The organism is Kitasatospora sp. NPDC057738, from assembly GCF_042798815.1.
GTDB classification, from domain to species: Bacteria; Actinomycetota; Actinomycetes; order Streptomycetales; family Streptomycetaceae; genus Kitasatospora; species Kitasatospora lactacystinica.
Genome location: NZ_JBHVJT010000134.1, coordinates 3922 through 12374 on the forward strand (window position 1 = coordinate 3922; position 8453 = coordinate 12374).

Genomic DNA, 8453 nt, shown 5'->3' on the forward strand with positions numbered 1-8453 from the left:
GGTCGGGTCCTGGGGGGCCGGGGCGGGCCTGGGGGCCGCGCCCCTCCCCGGCGGCGCGGCCCCTGGGCGGGGAGGTCCGGCTAGCCGGCCACCGCGCCGGAGCCGGACGTGGCCGCGAACAGTTCGGGGGCGACGTCCTCGGCCATGGCCCTGGCCGACTGCCAGGCGACCTCGTGCGTGGTGCCGACACCGCCGCAGAGCAGCACGAAGCGACGGAAGCCGGCGGACGTCAGCGCCTCCAGCTTGGCCCGGACCGTCTCGACCGATCCGACCAGGGCGAAGGGGTTGCGGAGGTAGGACTCCGCGGGGGCCTCGAACACGCCCTGCACGCCGGTGTCGCCCTCCTTCGCCAGCGAGGACAGCGGGCTGTCGGCGGGGTCGGCACCGGCCATCCGCGCCAGCACCCCGCCGGCGGTCTCGATGTGCGAGACGAAGCCGTCGCGGACGAGCTCCGCGGCCTCGCGGTCGGTGTCGGCGACCACGGTGAAGCAGCTCGCCGCGACGTTCGCCATGGAGAGCTCGTGCCCGTGCTCCTTGCCGACCTCCAGGTAGCGGTGCAGGCGGGCGACCATCTCCTCCACGCTGATCTTCGACATGCCGCCGGCCGCCGGGTCGAGGTTCAGTCCGGTGAAGACGTTCCAGCCGCGGCGGGCCGCCATGGCGAGGGACTCGTCCGTCTCCGCCGCCACCCACAGCGGCACGCTCGGCTGGACCGGCCGCGGCCAGACGGTGACCTTCGCGACCTCGGCGTCCTGGAGGAAGGCGGTGTACGCGGGGGTCAGGTCGTCCTTCGCCACCGGGTGGTCGATCCGGTTGACGGCGCCGTCGATGAGGTCGGCGTTGTGCTCGAAGGCCGCCCGGTCGCCGCGCCGGCCGAGGCCGATCTCCAGCCGGCCGCCGGAGAGCACGTCGATCATGTTGAACTGCTCGGCGAGGTGCAGGGGGTGGTGCAGCAGGGCCAGGTTCACCCCGGAGACCAGCCGGGCCCGGGTCGTCCGGGCGGCGATCGCGGCCAGCATGACGTTCGGGTGCGGGGAGATCGACGACGGGCCGAAGTGCTCCGGCAGGCTGAGGCCGGCGTAGCCGAGGCGCTCGGCCTCGACGCAGTGGTCGAGGTAGGTCTCGTAGAGGCGGGCCCCGAGCACCGGGTCCCACTCCTCCGGCGAACGCGATCCCGACGGCGCGTAGGTGAGGTTGTCCCAGTAGACGAACTTGACGCTGTTCGGGTCCTCGGAGAGTGTGCTCATGCCGGTGGTTCCCCTCTGTTCGCAAGGCTCGCAGTGGATGTGAATCAATCTAGCCAGGCGGCCGGAGGCCGCCATCTTCCAGATTGCGCGCGCGGTCCGGGCCGGTTTCAGACCGTGCCCGGGGCCTCCAACGACCTGGCCAGCGCGGCGGCGTCGGAACGCACCCGGCCGCCGAGGCGGGGGCGCTGACCGGTGTCGGAGTACTGCCGGGGCCGGCTGCCGCCGGTGCGGCGCAGCACGGTCATGCTGTTCTGCCGCAGCTTGCGGCTCTCCAGCAGGTTGAGCATCTCGAACTCGCCGGGGGCCATCCGCTGGGTGTCGGCGATGTACTCCAGGATCGCCTCGCCCTCGGGGTAGGTCATCAGGTAGTGCATGACCACGATCCCGCCGTCCGGATCGATCAACTCCCAGAAGTTCTCGAAGAAGTAGAGGCAGTCCCAGGCGTCGACCCAGGCGAAGTCGATCGGCCGGAACTCCTCGGGGAGGCGTCCGACGGCGCCGCGCATGTCGGAGTTGACGACGGTGACGCGCTCGGCGAGGCCGAGCTCGCCCAGCACCTCCGTCACCAGCGGGGCCGAGGAGCCGGCGTCCGAGAGGTCGTCGACCGCCACGAACCGCGGCCGGTACGGCTCGCGGTAGCCGCCCGGCAGCAGCAGCGCCGGCTCGCTGTCGATCCACGCCTCGTCCAGCTCCCGGTCGTCCGCGAGGTACGGCAGGGTCTTGCGGACCAGTGCGGCGGCCTCGGCCCCGGCGAGTTCCTCGGCCTCGGCCAGGGCCTTCGCCAGGAACGGGGTGGTGTAGCCCATGCCGACCTCCAGCACCCGGTGGGGCCGGACCAGGTGGATCAGCTGGGAGAGCAGCGGCGCCACCACCTCCGTTCCCATGCCCGGCACCCGCAGCCGCTCGACCGCGGTCCGGAAGCGCTCGTCGGGGATCGTGTCACGCGTCATCGCCGGTACCCCTGCCCTGCTGGTGCTCGATGGCCTGGTAGAGCGCCTTGATGTTGCCGCTGCCGAAGGAGCGGGCGCCCATCCGCTCGATGACCTCCAGGAAGAGGGTGTTGCGGGGGTGCACGGACTTGGCGAAGATCTGGAACAGCTGCCCGTCGTGGTCCTGGTCGATCAGCAGGTTCAGCCGCTCCAGCTCCGCCACCGAGTGCCGCAGCGGGGTGAGCCGGTCCGGCAGCAGCCGGTAGTACGCCGGGGGGGTGCCCAGGAACTCCACGCCCCGGGCGGCGATCGCGTCGACCGAGCGCACGATGTCGTCCGTGGTGAAGGCGATGTGCTGCACGCCCGGACCGCCGTGGTCCTTCAGGAAGGAGTCCAGGTGGCCGGAGACCTCGGACGGGTCGGGGGTGATCAGGGTGAAGGTGACCGTGCCGCCCTGCACCACGTTGGTGATCATCACCTGGCCGTTGACCTCGATCCGCTCCGTGAAGATCGGTTCGAAGTCGAGGACCTCGCGGTAGAAGGCCACCGTCGTGTCCATCTGCCCCGGCTCGACGCAGATCGCGAAGTGGTCGACCTCCCGCAGGCCGCAGTCCGGCCCGGCCGGGCCGGCGTCGGCCGGCGTCAGCCCGGGCAGCAGCCGCTCGTCGCCGCCCGCCGGGCGCTCGACGAAGGTGTGGGCGATGTCGCCGACGCCCATGATCGTGGCGGTGACCACGTCGCCGTGCGCGACCGGCGCCGACACCGGCCGGGCGCCGCGGCGCACCGCCGTGGCGAAGGCCGCCCGGGCGTCCGGGACGCGCAGCGCGATGTCGGCCACCCCGTCGCCGTGCTTCTCGACGTAGGCCGCTCCCGGGTGGTCGCCCACCACCGGCCGGCTGAGCAGCAGCCGGATCCCGTTGGCGCCCAGCGCCACCGAGCTCAGCTCCCGCGCCTGCGGGGGCGAGCTCGCGTACACTTCCAGGCCGTACCCGCGGACCAGCCACTCGGTGGTGACCGCCAAGTCGGCGACGTAGCAGGTGATGTGGTCGACGAGCATGCCGCCGAAGGTCTCCTGACCCGCGTCGAGGCTCATGTTCCGGACTCCTCGTCAGTCGTCGGGCTGCCCAGGGGGGCGCCCGGTGAGGCCGTTCGGCCCCAGATCCGTCCAGTGCTCGTTCACGTAGGCGAGGGCGGTGGTCCGGTCGGACGGCCCGTGCTCGGGCGTCCAGCCCGCCGGTACCGAGGCGTCGGCCGGCCAGAGCGAGAACTGGCCGCGCGCGTTGACCAGGACCGTGAACTCGCCGTCGTCGGCGTCGAAGGGGCTGCTCATTCCCGCTCTCCTTCCGGCCGGTCCAGCAGGCCCTCCAGGGCCGCCACCGAGGGAACGTCGAAGAACTGGGTGACGGTGAGCGGGATCTTCAGCTCGGCCCGGATCCGGCTGACCAGCCGCATCGCGGCCAGGGACTGGCCGCCGAGCTCGAAGAAGCTGTCGTCGACCCCGATCTCCGGCACCTCCAGCACCTCGGCGAACAGGGCGCACAGCTGCCGCTGCCGCTCGGTCGCCGGCGCCCGGCGGGTCGAGCCGGTCACCGGCTCGGGCAGCGCCCGCCGGTCCAGCTTGCCGTTGGGGGTCAGCGGGAGGGCCGGCACGCTCACGAAGGCCGTCGGCACCATGTACGCCGGCAGCTGCTCCGCCGCGTGCGCCCGCAGCGCACCCGCCTCGATCCCGTCGGACTCCGGGACGTAGTACGCCACCAGGCGCTTCTCCCCGGACTCCGACTCCCGTGCCACGACGGCGACATGGGCCAGGCCGGGATGGCGCGCCAGTGCCGCCTCCACCTCGGCGGGCTCCACCCGGAAGCCCATCACCTTGAGCTGGTCGTTGGCCCGGCCGAGGTACTCCAGCAGGCCGTCCCGGTCGACCCGGACCAGGTCCCCGGTGCGGTACATCCGTTCGCCCGGCGCGTCGAAGGGGTTGGCCACGAAGCGCTCGGCCGTCAGATCGGGCCGGTTGAAGTAGCCGCGGGCCAGGCCGCGTCCGGCGATGTGGAGCTCGCCCACCCCGCCGACCGGCACGGGCCGCAGCCCGGCGTCCAGGACGTGCAGCCGGACGCCGTCCATCGGCCGGCCGACGCCCACCGGGCCCGTGGCGAGGTAGGGGGCGGTCATCGGCGCGCTGGTGCTGAACAGCGTCGCCTCGGTGGCGCCGTACATCGCCCGCACCACCAGGGCGGGGTTGTGCTCCAGCACCCGCTGGACGGCCGAGGGGGCGATGACGTCGCCGCCGGTGAGCACCTCGCGCACACCGGCGAGGCAGCCCGGGTCCTCCTCGGCCAGCACCCGGAACAGTCCGGCGGTCAGATGGATGCCGGTGATCCGCTCCTCGGAGATCAGCCGGCGCAGGGCGTGCACGTCGAGGTCGCCCGGCGGGGCCACCACGATCCGCCCGCCGTGCAGCAGCGGCACCCAGAACTCGTACGTGGAGACGTTGAAGGCGTACGGCGCCACCATCAGCACCCGCTCGTGCCGGCCGTCCGCCCAGATCGAGTCCAGGGCCAGGCCGAGCGCGTCCTGGTGGGCGATCGCGACGCCCTTCGGCACCCCGGTGGAGCCCGAGGTGTGGATCACGTAGGCGAGGGCGTCCGGGCCGGTGGGGACGGCCGGGTCCGTCGCGGGGTAGCCCGCGAGGCCCTTCTCGCCCTCGACGACGACCACCTCGGCGCCTTCCGGCAGGCCCTGCCGGCTCATCGCCTCGTCGGTCAGCAGCACCGGCGCCGCGCAGTGGTCCACGATCCACTGCTTGCGCGGCAGCGGGTAGGAGCTGTGCAGCGGGAGGTAGCACCCGCCGGCCTTGAGCACGGCCAGGATCGCCACCACCAGGTCCGCCGACCGCTCCATCAGCACCGCGACCGGCGACTCGGCGCGCACGCCGAGTTCGCCCAGCCGGTGCGCCAGCCGGTTCGCCCGCTCGTCCAACTCGCGGTAGCTGAGCCGTACTTCGCCGGACGACACGGCGATCGCGTCCGGTGTCCTGAGCGCCTGTTGCGTGAAATGCCCCTGAAGGGAAGGGGAAGCCACCATGCCCTCCGATCATCGTCGATTGGTTGTCGGTGCCCGGATCAGCTGTCGAGCAGCCCGTGGACGGAGTCACTCAGGTCGGCGAAGGAGGACAGATCGGGTACCGTCCATCCGTTCAGGTCGTACTCCGCCAGGCACTCGTCGACCAGGCCCTTGTAGGAGTCCAGCTGGCCGTTGGCGAGCTGGGCGAAGAGCAGTTCGATCCGGGTGTTCTCGTGACTGCCCGCGTAGTTGCGCTCGTAGAGCTCGTGGCGGCCGCCGAACTCGCTGCCGACGGCGTCCCAGAGCAGTTTCATCACCTTGACCCGCTCGACCGCGTCCACGCCGCCGGAGCCGCGCAGGAACCGGTCCAGGTAGGGCCGGATCTCCGGATTGTCGAAGTCCTTGGCACTGGAGTTGACGTAGATCAGCCCGCTGGCCACGTCCTGGAGGACGATCTCCCTGATCCGCGGATAGCCCGTCTGCATGAACCACCGGTAGGCCAGGCCGTACTGGGAGTTGGGCAGCACCGCGCCGTTGCGCCAGGCGACCGGGTTGCGGGCGGCCGCGTCGGACAGCCCCCAGAACAGGTTGCGCCAGGCCAGCACCTCGCCGAGCCGGCTCTGCACCCCGCGGAAGTCCCCGGTGCCGGTGATGTCCAGGGCCTTGGCCAGCAGGCCGGCGATGAACTCCAGCTTCACCGCGAGCCGGGTGCAGCCGTGGAAGGTGAACCGCTCGATGAAGCCGGACTGGCCGGTGAACATCCGGATCTTCTCCGGCTGCCCGTAGACGAAGACGTTCTCCCACGGGATGAGCACCTTGTCGAGCACCAGGATGGTGTCGTTCTCGTCCAGCCGGGAGGAGAGCGGGTGGTCGAACGGGCTGCCCATCGCCGCGGCCGTCGCGGTGTAGGACGGGCGGCAGATCAGCTTCATCCCCGGCGCGTTCATCGGCACGGTGGCCACCAGCGCGAAGGTGCGGTCCTTGATCGGCAGGCCGTAGTGCGCGATGAAGTTGTAGTGCGTCAGCGCGGAGCCGGTGGCGACCACCTTCGCGCCGGACACCACCAGGCCGGCGTCGGTCTCCCGCTCGGCGTGGATGAAGACGTCCTTCACCTGGTCCGGCGGCAGGGACCGGTCGACCGGCGGGTGCACGATCGCGTGGTTCCAGTACAGCACCTTCTCCTGCGACTCGGCGTACCAGCGCCGGGCGTTGTCCGCGAACGGCTCGTAGAAGTCCGCGTTGGCGCCCAGGGTGCCGAGGAAGGAGGCCTTGTAGTCGGGGCTGCGGCCCATCCAGCCGTAGCTCATCCGCGCCCAGGCGGCGATCGCCTGCTGGTCGCCGACCAGGTCCTCCGCGCTGCGCGGGGTGGTGAAGAAGCGGTGGGTGTAGCCCTCACCGCCGCTGTCGACCGGCGCGGTCAGCACGGGCCGGTGCCGGGGGTCGTGCAGGGCGTCGTAGAGCCGTGCGGTCATCCGGACCGGATTGTGGAACGCCGGGTGGGCGGTGACGTCCTTGACCCGATCGCCGTAGAGGTAGATCTCCCGGTCGTCGCGCAGGCTCTCGATGTACTCCGCCCCGGTCAGCGGGCGAGTTCCGCGCGCACTTCCGGCGGTGGTTTCCCGGGCTTCGGCCATCAGACGCCTCTCCTTGCTGCCAGTTCACCGGACGGATCGAGACTGACAGCCCGGGAGCGGCGGTGGCTTCTCCCGACGTGCGCCGCTTGCGGACCCGGGCGGCCCGCGCCGCCCGCACGGCCCGGACTCAGCACGAGCGGAGATGCCCGCGGTCCGCCGCCCCCGGAGCATGAGCATCTGGATTTGCCAGGCCTGCGCAGGAGGGACTCCGGAATGAGCAAGCGAATCGACATCGACATCGTGGTGCCGCTCTACCCGTTCATGCCGTACTTTCTCGACCGGACCAGGGAGTTGGCGGAGAAGTTCACGGCCAACCACCCCGAGTACCGGATCAGGGTCAGCGGCGCCGACTGGCTGTCGGTGCCGCAGACGGTCCACGACGCCGTCCAGCAGGGCGGCGCGCCGACCATCGCGCAGTACTTCTACACGTCGACCCGGGACGCCCTCGACGCCCGACGGCCCGACGGCTCGCCGCTGTTCACCTCGGTCGAGCGGGCGATCGCGGGCCGCACCGAGATCCTCGGCGAGCCGGTCGTGCTCGGCGACGTGGCGCCCGCCGCGCGGCACTACTACACCCACGACGGCGCCGTGGCGGCCATGCCGCCGCTCACCTCGACCACGCTGCTCTACGCCAACACCACCCTGCTGGAGCGGGCCGGGATCACCGAGGTCCCGCAGACCTGGGCCGGGATCGAGGCCGCCTGCCGGGCCGTCGCCGCGCTCCCCGACGGGCCGGCCCACGCGATCACCTGGCCCAACCACGGCTGGTGGTTCCAGCAGTCGGTGGCCCAGCAGGGGGCGCTGCTGGCCGACCACGACAACGGCCGCTCCGGTCGCGCGGAGACGCTGTACCTCGACTCGGACGCGATGCTCGCCTACGTCGAGTGGTGGCGGGGGCTGCACCGGGCGGGCCTGTACCGCTACCACCCGAGCCGGGTGAACACCGAGGTCGACTGGGACGGCAACTTCCGCGCCTTCGCCGGACAGGAGGTCGCCTTCGTGCTCACCACCTCGGTCGAGGCGGCCCGGATGGCCCAGGCCGGCCTGGACGGCGGCTTCGTCGTCCGGGCCTGCCGGATGCCGTACAACGACCGGGTGCCCTACGCGGGCAACGTGATCGGCGGCGACGCGCTCTGGCTGGCCGCCGGCCTGGACCGGGAGACCGAGGACGGCGCCCTGGCCTTCATGCAGTACCTGAACACTCCGCGCACCGCCGCCGAGCGGCACCGGGAGACCGGCTTCATCCCGGTCACCGGCGGTGCGATCGACCTGCTGGAGCAGGAGGGCTGGTTCGAGCGCAACCCGCACTTCCGCACGGCGCTGGACCAGCTCGCCGCCAACTCCGGTTCGCCGGCCGCCCGGGGCGCGCTGCTCGGGGAGTTCGCCGGGATCCAGGACATCCTGACCACCGCCATGCACGACGTGCTGGTCACCGACGTGGAACCGCGGGTCCGCTTCGCACAGGCGAACGCCGAGGCCCAGCTGCTGCTGGACCACTACAACGACGCCTGCCGGGGCCTGCGCCCCCGCGGCCCGATCAGGGTCGGCTGACGACGGGGCCGACGGTCCCCGCCGCACGCGGC

General features: G+C 72.0%; 7 protein-coding genes. 1 reads left to right on the forward strand and 6 read right to left on the reverse strand.

What is annotated here, in order from left to right; all coding sequences use genetic code 11:
* Nucleotides 1-80: 80 nt before the first annotated feature.
* The 6 genes from ACFVGO_RS38545 to ACFVGO_RS38570 form a co-directional block, all read right to left on the reverse strand.
* Entirely contained in the window at nt 81-1247 is a 1167-nt protein-coding gene (locus tag ACFVGO_RS38545; RefSeq protein WP_359915345.1) for an LLM class flavin-dependent oxidoreductase, read from the reverse strand.
* A gap of 107 nt (nt 1248-1354) precedes the next feature.
* Nucleotides 1355-2197: a hypothetical protein gene (locus ACFVGO_RS38550; protein WP_359915346.1), complete on the reverse strand. Its 843-nt coding sequence runs from the start codon at nt 2195-2197 to the stop codon at nt 1355-1357.
* Nucleotides 2187-3269, reverse strand: coding sequence for a 4-hydroxyphenylpyruvate dioxygenase (gene hppD, locus ACFVGO_RS38555; protein ID WP_359915347.1), 1083 nt, complete (start codon nt 3267-3269; stop codon nt 2187-2189). The genes ACFVGO_RS38550 and hppD overlap by 11 nt, the downstream gene beginning before the upstream one ends.
* A gap of 15 nt (nt 3270-3284) precedes the next feature.
* A complete protein-coding gene (locus tag ACFVGO_RS38560; protein ID WP_380636831.1) occupies nt 3285-3506 on the reverse strand; it encodes an MbtH family protein in 222 nt (73 codons plus the stop codon).
* Complete coding sequence (locus ACFVGO_RS38565) at nt 3503-5257, reverse strand: amino acid adenylation domain-containing protein (RefSeq protein WP_380636833.1); 1755 nt, start codon at nt 5255-5257, stop codon at nt 3503-3505. Before ACFVGO_RS38565 ends, ACFVGO_RS38560 begins: the two co-directional genes overlap by 4 nt.
* A gap of 38 nt (nt 5258-5295) precedes the next feature.
* Nucleotides 5296-6870 (reverse strand): 4-hydroxyphenylacetate 3-hydroxylase family protein, encoded by a 1575-nt coding sequence (locus tag ACFVGO_RS38570; protein ID WP_380358724.1) that lies wholly within the window; start codon nt 6868-6870, stop codon nt 5296-5298.
* A 213-nt stretch (nt 6871-7083) separates the two neighbouring features.
* Between ACFVGO_RS38570 and ACFVGO_RS38575 the strand changes: the two genes are divergently transcribed.
* Complete coding sequence (locus ACFVGO_RS38575; protein WP_359915354.1) at nt 7084-8421, forward strand: extracellular solute-binding protein; 1338 nt, start codon at nt 7084-7086, stop codon at nt 8419-8421.
* The last annotated feature ends 32 nt before the right edge of the window (nt 8422-8453 follow it).